Source organism: Methanobrevibacter sp. (assembly GCF_045646045.1).
GTDB lineage: Archaea > Methanobacteriota > Methanobacteria > Methanobacteriales > Methanobacteriaceae > Methanocatella.
In genome coordinates this window covers 21,273-38,370 of sequence record NZ_JAZRJY010000024.1, presented here as the reverse complement: position 1 = coordinate 38,370, position 17,098 = coordinate 21,273, and the positions used below count along the sequence as shown (strand labels likewise).

At 31.4% G+C, this 17,098-nt stretch carries 14 protein-coding genes; 9 read left to right on the top strand and 5 right to left on the bottom strand.

The window, feature by feature from the left end:
- Both ACKI5C_RS01500 and ACKI5C_RS01495 read right to left on the bottom strand, forming a co-directional pair.
- The coding region (locus tag ACKI5C_RS01500; protein WP_407431321.1) for a right-handed parallel beta-helix repeat-containing protein at positions 1-2,137 on the bottom strand (2,137 nt) is incomplete at its 3' end.
- Between the two features lie 82 nt (positions 2,138-2,219).
- Entirely contained in the window at positions 2,220-4,409 is a 2,190-nt protein-coding gene (locus ACKI5C_RS01495; protein ID WP_407431319.1) for a right-handed parallel beta-helix repeat-containing protein, read from the bottom strand.
- A 349-nt stretch (positions 4,410-4,758) separates the two neighbouring features.
- On the opposite strand from ACKI5C_RS01495, the gene ACKI5C_RS01490 reads away from it, so the two are divergent.
- From ACKI5C_RS01490 to ACKI5C_RS01475, 4 genes are all read left to right on the top strand, one after another.
- Complete coding sequence (locus ACKI5C_RS01490; protein ID WP_407431317.1) at positions 4,759-6,612, top strand: right-handed parallel beta-helix repeat-containing protein; 1,854 nt, start codon at positions 4,759-4,761, stop codon at positions 6,610-6,612.
- A 341-nt stretch (positions 6,613-6,953) separates the two neighbouring features.
- Positions 6,954-7,355, top strand: coding sequence for a hypothetical protein (locus ACKI5C_RS01485; RefSeq protein ID WP_407431315.1), 402 nt, complete (start codon positions 6,954-6,956; stop codon positions 7,353-7,355).
- A complete protein-coding gene (locus ACKI5C_RS01480; RefSeq protein ID WP_296888561.1) occupies positions 7,352-8,008 on the top strand; it encodes a MotA/TolQ/ExbB proton channel family protein in 657 nt (218 codons plus the stop codon). Before ACKI5C_RS01485 ends, ACKI5C_RS01480 begins: the two co-directional genes overlap by 4 nt.
- The gene (locus ACKI5C_RS01475; RefSeq protein WP_296888563.1) at positions 8,001-8,300 is read left to right on the top strand and encodes a DUF2149 domain-containing protein; all 300 of its coding nucleotides are present in this window, start codon (positions 8,001-8,003) and stop codon (positions 8,298-8,300) included. The genes ACKI5C_RS01480 and ACKI5C_RS01475 overlap by 8 nt, the downstream gene beginning before the upstream one ends.
- A gap of 136 nt (positions 8,301-8,436) precedes the next feature.
- On the opposite strand, the gene ACKI5C_RS01470 is transcribed toward ACKI5C_RS01475, so the two are convergent.
- Positions 8,437-9,306 (bottom strand): LysR family transcriptional regulator, encoded by an 870-nt coding sequence (locus ACKI5C_RS01470; protein WP_407431312.1) that lies wholly within the window; start codon positions 9,304-9,306, stop codon positions 8,437-8,439.
- Between the two features lie 60 nt (positions 9,307-9,366).
- Between ACKI5C_RS01470 and hxlB the strand changes: the two genes are divergently transcribed.
- Positions 9,367-9,957, top strand: coding sequence for a 6-phospho-3-hexuloisomerase (gene hxlB / locus ACKI5C_RS01465; protein WP_407431310.1), 591 nt, complete (start codon positions 9,367-9,369; stop codon positions 9,955-9,957).
- Between the two features lies 1 nt (position 9,958).
- Here the strand turns inward: hxlB and fdhD are convergent, their stop codons facing one another.
- On the bottom strand, positions 9,959-10,708 hold the full coding sequence (gene fdhD / locus ACKI5C_RS01460) for a formate dehydrogenase accessory sulfurtransferase FdhD (protein WP_407431308.1): 750 nt from the start codon (positions 10,706-10,708) through the stop codon (positions 9,959-9,961).
- Positions 10,709-10,815: 107 nt separating this feature from the next.
- Between fdhD and ACKI5C_RS01455 the strand changes: the two genes are divergently transcribed.
- The 4 genes from ACKI5C_RS01455 (at position 10,816) to ACKI5C_RS01440 (ending at position 16,061) form a co-directional block, all read left to right on the top strand.
- The gene (locus ACKI5C_RS01455; protein WP_407431306.1) at positions 10,816-11,382 is read left to right on the top strand and encodes an FmdE family protein; all 567 of its coding nucleotides are present in this window, start codon (positions 10,816-10,818) and stop codon (positions 11,380-11,382) included.
- Between the two features lie 411 nt (positions 11,383-11,793).
- Complete coding sequence (locus ACKI5C_RS01450; protein ID WP_407431304.1) at positions 11,794-12,585, top strand: formate/nitrite transporter family protein; 792 nt, start codon at positions 11,794-11,796, stop codon at positions 12,583-12,585.
- 84 nt (positions 12,586-12,669) lie between these two features.
- Positions 12,670-14,835 (top strand): formate dehydrogenase subunit alpha, encoded by a 2,166-nt coding sequence (gene fdhF / locus ACKI5C_RS01445; RefSeq protein WP_407431302.1) that lies wholly within the window; start codon positions 12,670-12,672, stop codon positions 14,833-14,835.
- Between the two features lie 17 nt (positions 14,836-14,852).
- Positions 14,853-16,061, top strand: coding sequence for a Coenzyme F420 hydrogenase/dehydrogenase, beta subunit C-terminal domain (locus ACKI5C_RS01440; RefSeq protein WP_407431300.1), 1,209 nt, complete (start codon positions 14,853-14,855; stop codon positions 16,059-16,061).
- Between the two features lie 104 nt (positions 16,062-16,165).
- Here the strand turns inward: ACKI5C_RS01440 and moaA are convergent, their stop codons facing one another.
- Positions 16,166-17,098: a GTP 3',8-cyclase MoaA gene (moaA, locus tag ACKI5C_RS01435; protein ID WP_407431298.1), complete on the bottom strand. Its 933-nt coding sequence runs from the start codon at positions 17,096-17,098 to the stop codon at positions 16,166-16,168.

Below are 17,098 nucleotides of genomic sequence, written 5' to 3'. Positions count from 1 at the left end.
TATTTATTTCTCTTGTGTAGAATACACCATTGATGTTGAATTTGACGCTTCCGTTATTTACTGGGTTTCCGGTATCGTCTAAAAGAGTTACATAAAATTGTGTGTCGTTTTTGAAATATTTTGTAATGTCGTTATTGTTGGTAATTTTAGATAGAACTGTTATGGTATTTGATGTAACTTCTCCTGTGGCTGTATTTTCGGAAATTATTGTGTATGTACCTGCCACTAAATTAATATTAATTTTTGAAGTTCCATTATCATCTGTCTGCTTATTATATTTATTTTCATTAATAGTAAATATTACATTTTGATTTTTTAGAGGTTTTCCTTCACTATCGGTAAATGAAGCTATAAATGGTGTTGCGTTTCTAAAGATTTTAGTGAGGTTTGAACTTTCAATTGTAGATATTATTGTAATAATATTGCTTGTATTTGATGGAGGGTATTCGTCTGTTCCAGTAAATATTGCTGTTACAGAATATGTTCCGGGATTTAAATCAATATTTATTTTTGCAGCTCCATTTTCATCGGTTATTCTTGTGTAATCATGTCCATTTAAGTTTAATGTAATATTTTGTCCACTTATGTAATTTCCATCGCCATTTACTAAAGTTACAGTATAAGGGGTTTCATTCCCATAATATTTAGTTAAATTATTTCCGATAAGTTGGGTTTCAACTTGAACCGTACCGTTAGGAATATTAGCGTCAGGAACATTATAAATTGCTGATAATCTGTCTGTTGTTACTTCAACATCAATTGGTCCAAATCCAACACTCATTGCAGTTATTGTATTGCTTTTTGATTTATACTTGCAGTCAGTAAAATCAACAGTTGCAGTTCCATTCACTACACGAATAATTTTGGCCTGATCATTTTTTTCAATGCTTGCTTTCGTTGATTCTTTATTTAAGAAAAATGTAACATCTGTTGTTGTTAAATATTCTGCAATTTCTCCAGTATTTTTTTTAATAAATGAAATATTATAAATTCCCGGTTCTGCTTCTTGAATGGTACTGAAAACTAAATCTCTGTCATTATTTTTCCTAAGTACTCCTGGTTCATAATATGTGCTGGGACAGAATTGTTCATGAGCATAAAAATTACTTTTAACATAGACAAGATAGGTTCCACCATCCGCTGACTGTTGTGTGTACATACCTCTGGTTAAATGGCGTATAAAAATATTTTCGTCAATTTCTTCTATTTTTTCAATATCGTCATATGTTTTTATTTTATCAATACTTGAAGTAGTTAAATAACTGTTAAATATTCCATAATTACCATTTTCTTTAATATAATTTCCTCTAATTCTTAAAAATTCCATGCTAGAATCAATGTATATTCCTGTACCTTCTGTTGCTTTGGATTGGACATTTTCGTTTCTATTATCTGAAATATTATTGCTTGTAATGTTACTATTCACACATGATGCATAATAGATACCTTTCCAATTATTTAAGTAAATGGTATTATTATAGATGTTTGTATTTTCAACATTTTCTCCGATATAGATTCCTGCTTCCTTATTCCGTTCAATTATTGAGTGGGTTATATTTATATTTCCACTATCTGTTATGAATATTCCTTTTTGCGATTTTCTAATTGTATTTTGATTAATATTAATGTCTGATCCGTTAACTATGTAAATACCCGGACCATCACTAACTTCGGTAATCTTACAGTTCATTATTTCAATATTACTTGCTCCATTAATGTATAGCGCATATGGATTTACGCTTCCTAATTTTGCCGCATCATTTGAAAAAGTAAATCCAGATAACACTGATCCTGTTGCATTTTCGTTGAAGTAAAATATTCCAATACCATCAGATCCTTTAATATTTGATGGACAGGTGCTCATTTTTGTCCCGACATTACTTATGATATTTAAAGGTTTATCAACAATAAAATGACAATGTTCATAGTTGATACCAGTAATTTCAATTGTATCTCCAGCACTAGCATTATTAATTGCCGTTTGTATGGTTGGTTCAACCATTTGGTTAGTTGAAGAACCGTCAACAATAATTGTATTTCCTCCTTTAGTTATGTTTTCCTCAGCCATAACCGTTGATGAGAATGATAGTATAATTAAAATACTTAAAGAGATTAAAAATATTTTTTTATAATTCATGTGTTTCCCCCAGTTAATGATTTATATATTGATAAATGATTAAAAAAAATAAAAAAAGTATGAGAAGTTATTTACTTCCCATTTAGTTTGTTACAGTTACAGTATTTGAAGTAGTTGCTTCTCCGTAAGAACTAGTGATAATGTAACTACCAGGCATTAAATTAATATTTAATTGAGCAACACCATTAACGTTAGTAGTGCGTGTGTAGAGTACTCCATTAATGTTGAAAGTTATGTTCTGTCCAGCACTAGGATTACCTTGACCATCAACTAAAGTAGCTTCAAATTCTCCAGATTCCCCGTATTTTTTGGTTAAATCTTTAGCGGTTAAAATAGGTAATACTTTAACATTATTAGCTATTTCACATCCTTTGTATTGGGTAGTAATAACATAATCTCCAGGATTTAAGTTAATGGACAATTGAGCATAACCGTCTGAACTGACAGTACGGTTGTAGAACACACCATTGATGTTAAATGTTACTATTTCACCAGCTTTAGCAAGATTACCGTTATCATCTAAAACTTTTACACGATATTGTGAAGCGTTTCTGAAGTACTTTGTTAAGTCACTGCCTTCAAGTCTTGATAATACAGTAATAGTGTTTGTTATGCTTTCTTTGGTTACAGGGTTGGTTGAAACAATTTCGTAAGTACCTGGCACCAAGTTGATGTTTATTCCAGCTATACCTTTAGCATCAGTTGTTCTGGTGTATTTTTGTCCGTTGAGTTCAAAAGTTACATCAGTATTAGCTAATGCATTACCGTTAGCATCTGTGAAATTAGCTTCAAATCTGTCAGGTGCTTTTTCGATTTTAGTTAAGTTTTCAGCAACAACTGTATGAGCAGGACCTTCAATAGTTATATTTTTTGTTTCGGTTTCATCTGAATATTTATTATCTCCGGTGTATGTTGCAGTTACTGTGTAATTTCCAGGTCCTAATGCCGGAATATCAAAGGTTGTTTTACCGTTTTCAATAGGAACATAGTAACCAACATTATCAACATCAATTAATAAGTATCCAGTAGCATCTTCAGCTAATGTTACATCTACAGATTCTGATGTTATATTAATTTCTGCTTCAGGGTCATTTTTAATTAAAATATTATCTCCAATGTATACTCTGTTTTCTTCAACAATTAAGTTGCTGGTTTTGAAAGTATATGTATTATTATCAGTGAATGCGAATACTGTTACTCCTTCTTCGTAGGCGTTTTCAGCAACAATAAATTCTCCTTTAGGAGTGATCATACCTCCTTTACTTGATGCTGCAACAGCAGTAGCGTCGTCTCCTTTGAATACATTGTCATGTATTAAAATGGTTTCGATATTACTTGGAGCTCCGTGTGCTGTGTTACCTTCTTCAACATAAATTGCAGTTGCATTATCTGGGCTATAGAATTTGTTTTCACTAATATTGGAGGTTCCGGCAGCTTTTACAATACCTAAAGCATATACTTTATTTCCAGTGAACAAATTACTCTGTACTGTAATATTGGTAATTCCACCACCGTAGAAAACACCATACCATACGCCATCAATCATGTTTTCATACATTTCTACATTTGCGGCACCTGATGCGATTGATACTGCATCGAGCATGTCTCCTTCAAAATTGTTGTTGGAAATAGTAATTCCTGTTCCACCCATAATGTTGATTGCTTTCATACCGGTTTCTTTTTTTGAACCGATTGAAGAGTGGTCAGTTGCACCCTCTTCACCAATGAATTCGTTATTTTGGATGGTTACGTTTCCACTGGATCTTCTAATGTAAATTCCAGAGTTACCGTTAGTAAAAGTACATCCTTCAATGATGTAGTCTCCACCTTGCTGGAATTCTAATGCACGACCGTTATAAAGGTTTTCCTGAATCATTATGAAGTTTAGGTTGTATACTTGTGATCCAGCAACACTTTCCTCATCAGCTTCGAATACAAATCCGTTATATCCTTTGATTGTTGCACCATTACCTTCTAAAATAAGGGTGTGTTCAATTTTTACTCCACTAGATATATTACCAAAGTCATATGTCGTGTTTTCTGCAAAATTAAGTGTATCTCCAGCAGTAGTGTTTGCGATAATATTTTCAATATCTGATACCGTTGCATCTGCAGGTATGTCATGAGTTGCAGATAATATGTCATCGACATCAGAGCTTGCTTCAATAACTGTTCCATTATCTACAGAGACATTTTCTGCAGAAACCGCAGAAATAGATAAAACAGCTATTAAAACGAGTAATAATGTTAAAATATAATTATTGATCTTCATTTTAATTTTCTCCTTTTTATTTCCTCATATTAATTTAACTAATAATATTAATAAATTTAATTTTTTGCAATGGATTAATAATTATTAGTTATATTAAAATTTAATTTATAAGCTATATATATATCTTATTGCATTTCGATTCATATTTTAAAAATTATTTTCAATTTAAAATTATTTTATTATATTATTTTATATATTTTTTTAAAATATTTAAACAATAATCTATTTTATTATTAAATTTCTATCGAATTATATCATCTTTATATTCGATATAATATCTTCTCGTTCTTAACATATTTCTATTCGAATTATTTATATACTCATATCAATAAAAGTTTATTAGAAGGAGGTGAAAAATCTGAAAAAAGAGATACTTTTACTTTCGATTTTAATAGTTTTTATTTCAATTAATGTTGTTAGTGCTAATAATATCACAGATATACCAAATTCATCAAATGTTATATTAAATACTTCTGATGTGGATTTAATTGGTGAAAATCTTGTATATAATGCTACCCTTACATCAGTTAATAATACTCCATTAGCTAATCAATCAATAATTTTCTCAATTAATGGTGTGAACTATACTAAAATCACAAATTTAGACGGATTTGTCTTTTTGAATGTTGGTCTTGATGATGGAATTTATCCAATTCAGACAATATTTAAAGATTCAACTAATCATTCTTTAATTAATGATAATATAATTTATGTTTCACATAATAGTGGAACGTTAATAAAAGATAATTCGTCTGGAGTACAAATACAGAAAATCATTGATGATGCAAATTTTGGAGATACTTTGATTTTTGCGGGTAACGAGTATAATGGTGTATCTATTAATTTGAATAAACCATTAAATATTATCAGTATTGTAAAATCAGTTTTCAATGGAAATTCAAATCTTCCAGTCATTACAGTTAGTTCAAATGATGTTAATATTTCTAATCTTATAATATCTGGGGGATCCAGTGGAATAGTTTTAGATAATGTTGAGAATATTAAAATTTCATATAATGATTTTATTAAAAACTATTATGGAATTTTTCTTAAAAATTCAAATAATTTAAACATTTCATCCAATACTTTTTTAAATAATTATGATGGTATTTATTTTGATGAAAATGTTTTGAATACTCAAATTATTTCAAATTATTTTTCTAAATCAGAAAATGATGCAATAAGTTTTGATAAATCTGGATCTCATACAACAGTATCTGGAAATACTTTAGAACAAAATTCAAATGGTATTTTTATTAATATGGTCGGCGATGATGATTTAAACATGGAATATAATACTATTCAGCGCAATAAAGAAAATGGTATATATTTCGGTAATGATTATCGTAAAACCAATGAAACATCTATTTTAAATATTGCAGATAATTCAATTGTTTATAATAAGGAATTTAATATCCTTGGTAGAGAATCCATTTATAATAAAATAGATTTAAATACTAATTGGATTGCTTCAGATAATCCTAAATTTAATGGTGTTTGTGAAAAAATAAAATTTAATAAATATCATATGAATGTAAATCAAATTGATTCTAATACATTATCTGTGAGTGTTGACGGAATTAAAACAGATTCTTTGTTGAAATATTCAACTAATGGCGGCCGTAACTGGCAGTATGCTACATTATCTGGTGGTCATGCTACAATTAATGTTGCTAATGGTGATGGAAATCTTGTGTTTGATTATTTTGAAGGTAATACCAATTATCAATATCAAATGAAAGATTATGTTCCTCCAGTTCCAGTCAATCCGGATATTCCTGTCAATCCAGATACTTCTGGCAATGATGATTCATCTCCTAGTGAATCAACAGACCATGGAACCAATAGCCGATCTGAACAAATTAGCGGCAATGGAACAAGCACAAATTCTAATTCCGGTTCTTCACAAGGTCAAAACCCAACTAATGTAGATAATTCTAATACTATAGAACAATCATCTTCTCAAAATGCTGAAAGTTCTTCTAGCTCAGCAGCTTCTCAGACAGATTCATCTACTAGTAATTCTCCGTCTGTTTCAAAACAGATATCAAATCCGCAGGAATCTATTGCAAAAATTTTGAATATTGATGAAGAAGTTGTTAGGATTGCTGGAATGGGTTTTATTTTATTGCTTATTATTCTAGTTATTGCAGGATATTATAGGGATGATGTTAGATACATGTTAAATAAAAGAAATGAATAATTTCATATTCTTTTTTTCTTTTTTTTTAGTTAACGATATGTTTATATATTTATATTGCTATACATTTAGATTATATGATAATTTAATGAGTTATTATTATGTCAGATTTGATTTTTAGATATTTATTAATAATTATAATGTTATTTTCGGCTAATATTGGTCTTTTCTTTGGTAATTTTAAATTTAATAATAAAAAAAGTACTTTAATATCTTTAGTCATGGGAATAATATTGTTCGTTATAATCTATATTTCAAGTCAATTAACAATTAATTTATTAGATTATTTATCATATATTTTTATTTTAGTTTCTATAATTATTTTTATTACATTATTTGTTTATTTGAAAAAACAGGAATTGAAGATTTCACTTTTTGCTATTATAATTACATATTATGCGGTTTCAATGTTATTTTCATCCCAATTGGGTGAATGTTCATTATTTAATTATCTTTTATTATTTTTTGTTTCAGTAATTGCGATGATTATTTCATTCCAATCATCCAAATTGTTAATGTATGCTAGACGCCCATATAATGTAATTATTGGTGAATATATGTCATTAATGGGGATTTTAATCTTTATTTTTGGTTTAACTAATAATTCTGTTGTTCAATTAAATTATAAAATGTTTTCTTCATTTTTAATATTAACTCCAACATTTCAGTTAATCTATGTAATTATAGGAATTATATTTGTCTTTGTTATTGGATTTTATTTGGATGATAAAAGAGGTAATTTATGATAATTCAAGGTACAGAAACTTTAACTTCATTGATTCATATAATTTCTGAGAGTTTATTAACTCCTGTTGTAATTTTATTAATAATTTTTGTTGTTTTAGTTATTTTATGTCTTGGTGGGTTTATTAATGAAAGAATTTCACGAAAACCTATTGAACCGGATGAATTTGAAAAGTTAATTCGTGATATTTCATTTGCTGATTCCCCATCAGAAATTGAGGAATATGTAAATAAAAGTGGTTTATTTGATTGGCAAAAAAATGTTCTTGTTAAAATCTCAAAAAATTATGATATTGGCATTAATGCTAGAAAAGCATTAGCTAGTGAATTGATTTCAAGTGAAGAAACAAGATTGATAAAAAACACAAATAAAACAGATATACTTGTTAAATTAGGTCCTATTTTAGGTCTTTTAGGAACTTTAATTCCATTGGGGCCGGGACTTGCTGCATTAGGTAGTGGGGACATAACTACTCTTGCTGAATCGTTGACTATTGCATTCGATACTACTGTTACCGGGCTTGCTGTTGGTGGTTTAGGATATTTAATTTCTAAATTTAAAAAACAGTGGTATGAATCTGATTTAATTGATGTTGAAACATTGGCTGAAGTTGAACTTGAATCTTTAAGTAATTCTGGTGATAATAATGCTTAGAAAAAGACGTAGAATGAGCGAATCTATTGATGATGACCCTATGTCTGGAATCAGTAATCTTTCAGATGCTATGTTAGTTTTAGCTTTAGGATTTTTAATATTTGCAATAATGGCTTTGTCTGCAAATCCAGAATTAATTTCAAATTCTCCGAATACTAAAGATGTATCTACTGCAGATACTTTTAATCAGACTTTTTCTAATGCTAGCGGAATGGAAGACAGCGGATTCAATGAAGTTGGAAAGGTATATGAGGATCCTAATACTGGTGAGCTTGTCATGGTATCGGGCTAATATTTTCGCAGATAGTATTCATTTAACTTAATATAAATATCTAATATATGGTGAATGGGTTCAAAAACTCATTCATCATCAAAATCATTTAAAACTAGATATTATTTGTTTGACACACTTGAAAATATCAAATCTATTATTCCATAGGTATAAAACCTTGATTTTTAATGTCTTTTTGGCCTTTACTTAATAAATAATTTATAAAATCATCTGTTTTCGGATCATCATCGTTAACTTTAACCAAACTAATGACATGTCTGGTATCAAACTTCAATATTTCGTTTCCATTAAAATAACTAGCATTTAAAAAACTATGCAAATTTTTGGAATTTTTAACTAATTTAAAAGCATCAAATTGCGAATTAACTTCATATTTAATATTATATTTTAAATCATAATGTTCAAGGCTGTTCCAGGCAAGTCTTTGGGCAGAACCACCAACTTTAACAAAATCTAAGTTGTCTAAATCTTTTATACTCTTAATTTCTGGTGAATTAGGGCTTGAAATCAAAACAAGATAATCATAAGCTATTGGAATAAAGTTTATGTCTCTTTCATAGGCAATTAAAGGATCATCCAATGTCAGTAAATCGACAACACCTCGTCTGGCTAATTTAAAAGCATCTTCATCACTGCTGCTATAAACATTAATATTGAATGGTAAATCAATACTTTCCAAAAGGCTGGAACTGATATGGCCTCCGGCAATGTTGATATTATCCGGTTCTGCTATTTGAATTAGATATTTTCTGTATTCTTCTAAAAGTCTCACCCCATCATTTGTAAGACTGCTGCCATTTCCTTTCTTTTCAGTTAATTTAATTCCTAATTTTTCTTCAGCTTTAAGTATTCTTCTATTAAAAACAGTGTGTGAAATATTTAACTCTTTAGCAGATTTTCTTTGAGAATGTGTTCTATTTAAGGATTCTAAACTTTGGTATAATTTATATCCATAAATTTCACCATTTATTTCCAAACTAATTAAACCTTTACTTTCCAGTTTCATAATTAATTATATATTAAAGTTTTTATCATATATTTAAATAGTGTTTTTAGGAATGATATAATGGAATTAATGAAAAGCTCTATTAAAGCTATTATAGGAAATATTGTCAGTGCTGAAGAATTTTTGGTTGAAAAAGATGTTGAAAGATTTGAAGATATAATTATCGAAGCAGAAAATGTTTTTGTAACTGGAGCCGGAAGGTCAGGACTTGCTGCAAAAGCTTTTGCAATGAGATTAATGCATTTGGGAGTAAGTGCATATGTTGTTGGAGAAACAATTTCTCCGGCTATTAATGGAAATGATTGTATAATTGCCATTTCTGGATCTGGTGAAACCAATACTATTGTATCTGCAGCTAAAATTGCGAAAAATAGGGGTTCTAAAGTATTAGCTGTTACTTCTTACCCTGAATCCACTTTAGGTAAATTGGCTGACTGTTGTCTTTTAGTTAAAGGAAGGCCTATGCAAGAAGTTGATGATGAAAATTATATGAAACGTCAAATTTATGGAAATTATACTTCTTTGACTCCATTGGGAACAGCTTTTGAGTTAACTACTCTTGTGTTTTTGGATGCAATTGTATCTGAATTAATGGAAAAGATGCATCAAACAGAAAGTGATTTAAAAGCAAGACACACTGTTTTAGAGTAATTCAATCAAAAATTACTCTATTTTGATTATTATAAATATTACACCTTTCACCACGTAAAAATCCGACTAGTGTGACATTTCCTTTTTTTGCTATATTATAACCTGAATTTGCAGGAGCGGCATTTGATGCCAAAATTGGAACACCGGCACGAGTCATTTTAATAACCATGTCTGCAGGCATCCTACCACTATAGATTACATAGGAATTTGATAAATCAAAATCATGCAATAATCCATACCCGATTACCTTATCAACTGCAACATGACGACTGACATCTTCTTTAACAACAAATTGGCCGTCATAAACTATTCCTGCAACATGAGTTCCGCCGGTAGCCTGCCAAATTTCAGCATTGTCTTTCAGTTCTTCGATTCTGTCAATTAATTCATGAACTGATACTTGAAAATTGGATTTAACTTCTTTTACGGTTTTAATTTTACTTCTCCATCCTCCTGCAGAGTCTGAGCATAAAACTGTTTCATTTGTTTTAAGTAAAGTATCATCAATTTCAGCATAAATCTGATTTCCTTCTATTTTAATGTCTTTAATAGCATCCATTGAATCAACCATATTTTCATTGAACATATATCCTACTGCAAATTCTTTTAGTGAATCTTCAATAGCGGATAAACTGCGACTTATGTCTTTATTAATGGTCAATGTTATAGTTTCATCTTGAACAACATTTTCTGTAACTTCTTTTGCTTCATTGTTCTTATAAGATATTGCATCAATTTTTTCTATTTTCATACCTGATATTTATTAATTTTTAGTTATATATATTCAATAGAAAGTGTTGGATTTAAAAATTATTTTCAATAAAAATATTTAGTAAAAAATCTGAAAGGGGATATTCAATGAATCAAAAAGATTATGAAGAACAGTTAAAAATTGCAGGGGATTTTCATGGTGAAATATGTGGAGGAATAGCTATTGGTACTAAACTTGCAATGTATGGTTTAGAACTAATGGGAATGGAATTGAATACTCGCCATAAAAATTTAATTGTTATATTAGAAATTGACAGATGTATGGCTGATGCTGTTCAGGCTGTTACTAGGTGTTCTATGGGGAAACGATCTCTCAAACAGGCATATTATGGAAAATTTGCTGCAACATTTTATAATATGGATACTGATGAAGCTTTAAGAATTGTTGATATTGACGCCAATAAAAAAGATAAGAAAAAAGAGACTCGCGATGAGATGATTGAAAGATTCAAAACCACACCTCCCGAAGAATTGTTTGAGGTACAAAAAGTCAAAGTCAAATTAACGCAAGCACAAATGCCCGGCAAGCCTCATGTTAGTGAAATCTGTTCTATTTGTGGGGATAAAGTAACTGATAATCATCATTTAATGCTTGACGGTAAACCTGTTTGTAAACCTTGTGTTGAAGGTGCATATTATGAAGTAATTAAATAGATTAATATATAATTATATATTGAATTGAAAATACTTTGTAAAAACGAAAAAGTATAATAAATAAAAAAATTGTTTTATTTTCATAAAACAGTTTGTATTGATAAAAACTATTTATTTTATTATTAGTCATTTAAAAATTTATTATAATTATTTTTGGCTAGTTAATATTTTGATATTCCTAAAAAATTGAAAAAAATAGCGATGTGAATATAATTCTATCATGATTTATCATTAACATTTTATTTATTTATTTAATATTATTTAAATATTTCTTTTAGGCTTCAACTACAAAGCCTTTTTATTATATGAAGTGTAATATATATTATCATAATACAATGGATTAACTATTTGGGAGATTCTTGTATTATACTATAAATTAATTTATAAGGGGATAAAAAAGAGGTTGAGATTATGAGTTCATCTTTTAAAAGTCCAGTAGATACTGCAAAAGCAATATCTGCAACTGCTGGAGCTAAAAACTCAGCAAATATTGTAAATGTGATTTTACTCTCCTTTTTAGCAGGAGCTTATATCGCATTCGGAGGATTACTAGCTGAAATCGCTAGTGCAGGAATGTTAGCTGCAGGTGCACCTGTAGGTTTAGAAAAATTCGTATTTGGTGCAGTGTTCCCTGTAGGTTTGATTATTGTAGTACTCGCAGGTTCTGAATTATTTACCGGAAACGTAATGTTCATGACCCTCGGTGTATTAGACGGATCCGCATCTGTCGGAGGACTCGCTAAAAACTGGGTATTAAGTTGGGTATTCAACTTTGTTGGTGCATTATTCGTTGCATTTGTACTCGCTTATATGGGCGGTCTTTTCCCAGCTGATTCAGCATTCGCAACCAAAGCGACTTCTGTTGCAGCCGCTAAAGTAAAACTGGCGTGGGATGTAGCATTTATTCGTGGTATTGGTTGTAACTGGTTAGTATGTTTAGCTGTATGGTTAGCTAATGCATCTGATGATATCATCGGTAAAATCGTTGGTATTTGGTTCCCAATTATGGCTTTCGTTACCATCGGATTTGAGCACAGTGTTGCAAACATGTTCTTCATACCATTAGGTATGTTCTTAGGTGCTCAAGGTGTAAATTGGTCTACAATGATTGTAAACAACTTAATTCCTGTAACTTTAGGAAATATAGTTGGTGGAGCTATATTCGTAGCTTGTATATACTGGTACACTTATCTTAAAGAATAAGTGTGAAAACATAAATTTAAGAAGCATTATCTGCTTCTTAAAAAATTTTTTTATTAGATATAATAAAATTTTGGAGATTATAAAATGGTTGAGATTAAATATGTCCCATCTATTTGCCCATACTGTGGTACCGGTTGTGGTATTAATTTCGTAGTTAAAGACGGCAAAATCATTGGGGTTGAACCTTACAAAAGACATCCTGTAAATGAAGGTAAAGTATGTCCAAAAGGTAACTTTGGATACCAATTCATTAACAGAGAAGACAGATTAACTACTCCATTAATCAAAGAAAATGGAGAATTCAGAGAAGCTTCTTGGGATGAAGCATTAGATTTAGTTGCTAACAAACTCAAAGAAGTATCTGATGAAGATCCAAATAAAGTTGGATTTTATGCATGTGCTCGTTCACCTAACGAAAACATTTACATTACTCAAAAATTAGCAAGAGTAGCTTGTGGTACTCAAAACGTAGACCACTGTGCACGTATTTGTCACGGACCTACTGTAGCTGGTTTAGCAACTACTTTCGGATCCGGTGCTATGACAAACGGTTTCGACAGTATTAAAGAAGCAGATTATATATTCTGTATTGGATCAAACAACATGGAAGCTCACCCATTGTTTGGACGTAAAATGATTCAAGCAAAACAAAACGGTGCTAAATTAGTTGTATTAGACCCAAGATTCACTCCTACTGCAAAAATCGCAGATGAATATGTGCAATTTGAAACTGGTACTGACGTAGCTTTAATGAACGCAATGATTAAAGTTATCATCGACAAAGGATTACAAGATGACGAATTCATTGCAAACAGAACCAAAGGTTACGAAGAAATGAAAGAAGTTGTACAAAAATACGACTTAGATATGGCTTCTGAAATTACTGGTATTAAACCTGAAGTTATTGAACACTTAGCTGTTGAATATGCATCTGCTGACAAAGCAGCTATTGTATACTCATTAGGTATTACCGAACACTCCCACGGTGCAGACAACGTTATGTCCACTGCTAACTTAGCAATGTTAACCGGTAACATCGGTAAACAAGGTGCTGGTGTAAACCCATTAAGAGGACAAAACAACGTACAAGGTGCTTGTGATATGGGTGCATTACCTTCTGATTACGTAGGATACAGAAAAGTTAAAGACCCAGAAACTACTGCATGGTTCAATGACTACTACAGTGGATACGGATACGAAGTAAACTTACCAACCACTCCTGGTTTAACTTTAGTTGAAATGATGAATGCAGCTCACGCTGGTGACTTAAAAGTATTATACATCCATGGGGAAGACCCAGTTCTCTCTGATGCAGATGTACAACACACTAAAGAAGCACTTGAAAACTTAGAAATGTTAGTTGTACAAGAATGTTTCTTAACTGATACTGCACAATGTGCTGATGTTGTTTTACCTGCAGCAGGTTGGGGTGAACAAGAAGGTACATTCACCAGTGGTGAAAGAAGAGTTCAATGCTTACACAAAGCACAAGAACCTCCTGAAGGCGCATGGTTAGACTGGAAAATTATGGAAGAAATTGCAGTTAGAATGGGTGTTCCAAGAGAATTATTCCATTACGAATCTGCTCAAGACATCTTTGAAGAAATCAGAGAATGTGCTCCAATCATGGCAGGTATGAACCGTGAAAGATTAGACACTCCTGAAGCACTTCACTGGCCTTGCCCATCTGAAGACGACCCATGTCAACCATTAATGCACAAAGAGAAATTTGCACACCCTGATGGTTTAGGTGTCTTCCAAGCATTAGAACACAAAGGACCAGTTGAAACTGTAGATGACGAATATCCATTATTATTAACTACTACTAGAATATTGTTCCACTACCACGCTGCTATGACCAGAAGATGTGAAACTTTATCTAACGAAGTTAAAACTGGATTCATCGAAATTAACACTAAAGATGCAGAAGCAAGAGGAATTATTAATGGTGAAGTAGTAAGAGCATTCTCAAGAAGAGGAGAAATTGCTATTCCTGCTCGTGTAACTGATGATATTAGAGAAGGAATTGTAAACATCCCAATGCACTTTGTTGAATGTGCTGCTAACGTATTAACTAACTCCGATTCTTTCGACCCTAAATCTAAAATGGTTGAATTGAAAGCTTGTGCTATTGAAGTTGATAAACTCCCTGAAAAATTAGAAATGAAAGGCGAAGTCTACAAAGATGGTACTGACACTGAAATTAAAGCAGAAAACATGTCAACTACCACTGTAAAAGTAGGTAAATAAACAAGGAGTAGATTTAAATGAGCGCAAATATTGAAAAAATGTATTATGCTTACTCTGCTAACGAAGACATCAAATCCAAAGGTGAATATGGTGGAGTTGTAACTACTATCATGAAACACTTATTAGAAAGTGGAGCTGTTGATGCAGTTGTTGGCGTAGAAGAAGGTCACGATTTATACGACGCAGTACCATGCTTAGTAACCGAACCTGAAGACATTATTAAAACCGCTGGTTCAATTCACTGTGGTACTTTAAACTTAGCAAAATTCGTATACAAATACTTAGACGGATGCAGAGACATGAAAATTGCAGTCTCATGTAAACCATGTGACGCAATGACCATTAGAGAATTAATCAAAAGAGGCAAAATCATAGGCGAAAACGTCATCATGATTGGTGTAAACTGTGGAGGAACTTTACCACCTGTACCAACCATGAAAATGATTGAAGATGTTTACGAATTAGATCCTAAAGATGTTGTTAAAGAAGAAATCTCTAAAGGTAAACTCATCATGGAAACTGCTGACGGTGAAGAAAAAGGTTTCGGTATCGAAGACTTAGAAGAAGACGGTATGGGTAGAAGAGAAAACTGTCAAAGATGTAACTTAAAAATCCCATCCAATGCAGATCTTGCATTAGGTAACTGGGGAGTTATTGGTCCTTTAGCAGGTAAAGCTACTTTCGTAGAAGTTTTCACTGACAAAGGTTCTGAAATTTTAGCTGATGTTATTGATGCAGGTTTAATCGAAGTTGAAGAACCTATTGAAAAAGGAATCAAAATCAGAGAAAACATTAACAACTTCATGCTCAAAGCTGCTAACGCTAAGAAAGATGTAGATTATGCTGGTACTACTGGAGATATCATCGATGTATTCCACATGTACGATGAAGAATTCTCCAAATGTATGAAATGTTACGGTTGCCGTGAAGCATGTCCATTATGTTTCTGTGAAGACTGCTGTCTTGAAGCTGAAGGTCCTGAATGGGTACCTGGTGGATACACTCCTGCAGCACCATTCTTCCACTTAACTCGTATGGTACACATGGTTGATGCATGTACCAACTGTGGTCAATGTAGTGATGTATGTCCTTGTGAAATCCCTGTAGCCAAAGTATGGAGTACTGTAAACAACAAAGTAAGAGATGTTTACGGATACATCCCAGGATTCGACTCTGATGACAGAATCCCATTCACCGAACACATTTCAAAAGCTAAAAAATTATAGATAAAGCATTTTGCTTTATTTATCTTTTTCTTTTTTTTTAAAAAAAGTCACTTTCTTTCTTTTTTTTAACTATTTTTTTTTATCATATATCAAAAAAAGAATTTTTAATCAGTATTGAACGGTTCACGTTTGTCAATACCTCTTAAAAATATATCTTCCAGTTCATCATCACTTGCATTATTTCTAATGTCTGTAATGATGTCTACAAGATTATCGTTTCTAAGCAAACACGGTTTGATTTTCCCATCGGGTGTTACTCTTAATCTGGTACAATTTGCGCAAAATTTAGAGTTATCAACAGGTTTGACTACCTCGATTTCTCCACCGTTAATGTAATATTTTCGACGACCCTGCATAAATTCACGTTCTCTAACATCATCAGCCATATCAGCTAACCTTTCTTCAACCATATCTAGTTTATAATGGTATTCTGCTGTGAATTTATCGTCATCACAGTTTTCACTTTCAATAAGCTCTATTAATTGAAGTACCATATCATTATCTCTACAAAACTTAAACATGTCTTTAATTTCATGTTCATTAATATCCTTCATAATGACCATGTTGATTTTGACTGGATAAAGGCCAACTTCAACACTTTTCAGGATTCCTTTTTTGGCTGCTTCGAGATAATCTTTTTTTGTAATGAACTCGTAGGTTTGGGGATTCAGTGTATCTAGGCTAACATTAACCCTATCTAAACCAGCATCTTTTAAATCCTGGGCGTATTTTTCAAGCAATATTCCGTTAGTTGTAATTGATATATCTTTAAAACCAATACTGTTTATTTTTTCTATTACTTCAACAATATCTTTTCTTATTAATGGTTCTCCACCGGAAATTCTTATTTTTCTAACACCAATTCTTTTTGCAATCTGGCAGATTTTATAAATTTCATCTGCGGTCATCTCATTTTTGGATGATCTCATACCATCGTGGTGGCAATAAATACAGTTAACATTACATCTGTTAGTTAATGTAATCCTTAATGATAGTATAGGCCTGTCAAAATTGTCTTTTACTACTCTTTCGCTCAT

Excerpts from the sequence above, each read along its gene's own strand:
- ACKI5C_RS01495 (WP_407431319.1), bottom strand. The coding sequence starts at position 4,409 with ATGAAGATCAATAATTATATTTTAACATTATTACTCGTTTTAATAGCT.
- ACKI5C_RS01480 (WP_296888561.1), top strand. The coding sequence starts at position 7,352 with ATGATAATTCAAGGTACAGAAACTTTAACTTCATTGATTCATATAATT.
- ACKI5C_RS01475 (WP_296888563.1), top strand. The coding sequence starts at position 8,001 with ATGCTTAGAAAAAGACGTAGAATGAGCGAATCTATTGATGATGACCCT.
- ACKI5C_RS01470 (WP_407431312.1), bottom strand. The coding sequence starts at position 9,306 with ATGAAACTGGAAAGTAAAGGTTTAATTAGTTTGGAAATAAATGGTGAA.
- hxlB (WP_407431310.1), top strand. The coding sequence starts at position 9,367 with ATGGAATTAATGAAAAGCTCTATTAAAGCTATTATAGGAAATATTGTC.
- fdhD (WP_407431308.1), bottom strand. The coding sequence starts at position 10,708 with ATGAAAATAGAAAAAATTGATGCAATATCTTATAAGAACAATGAAGCA.
- ACKI5C_RS01455 (WP_407431306.1), top strand. The coding sequence starts at position 10,816 with ATGAATCAAAAAGATTATGAAGAACAGTTAAAAATTGCAGGGGATTTT.
- ACKI5C_RS01450 (WP_407431304.1), top strand. The coding sequence starts at position 11,794 with ATGAGTTCATCTTTTAAAAGTCCAGTAGATACTGCAAAAGCAATATCT.
- fdhF (WP_407431302.1), top strand. The coding sequence starts at position 12,670 with ATGGTTGAGATTAAATATGTCCCATCTATTTGCCCATACTGTGGTACC.
- ACKI5C_RS01440 (WP_407431300.1), top strand. The coding sequence starts at position 14,853 with ATGAGCGCAAATATTGAAAAAATGTATTATGCTTACTCTGCTAACGAA.
- moaA (WP_407431298.1), bottom strand. The coding sequence starts at position 17,098 with ATGAGCGAAAGAGTAGTAAAAGACAATTTTGACAGGCCTATACTATCA.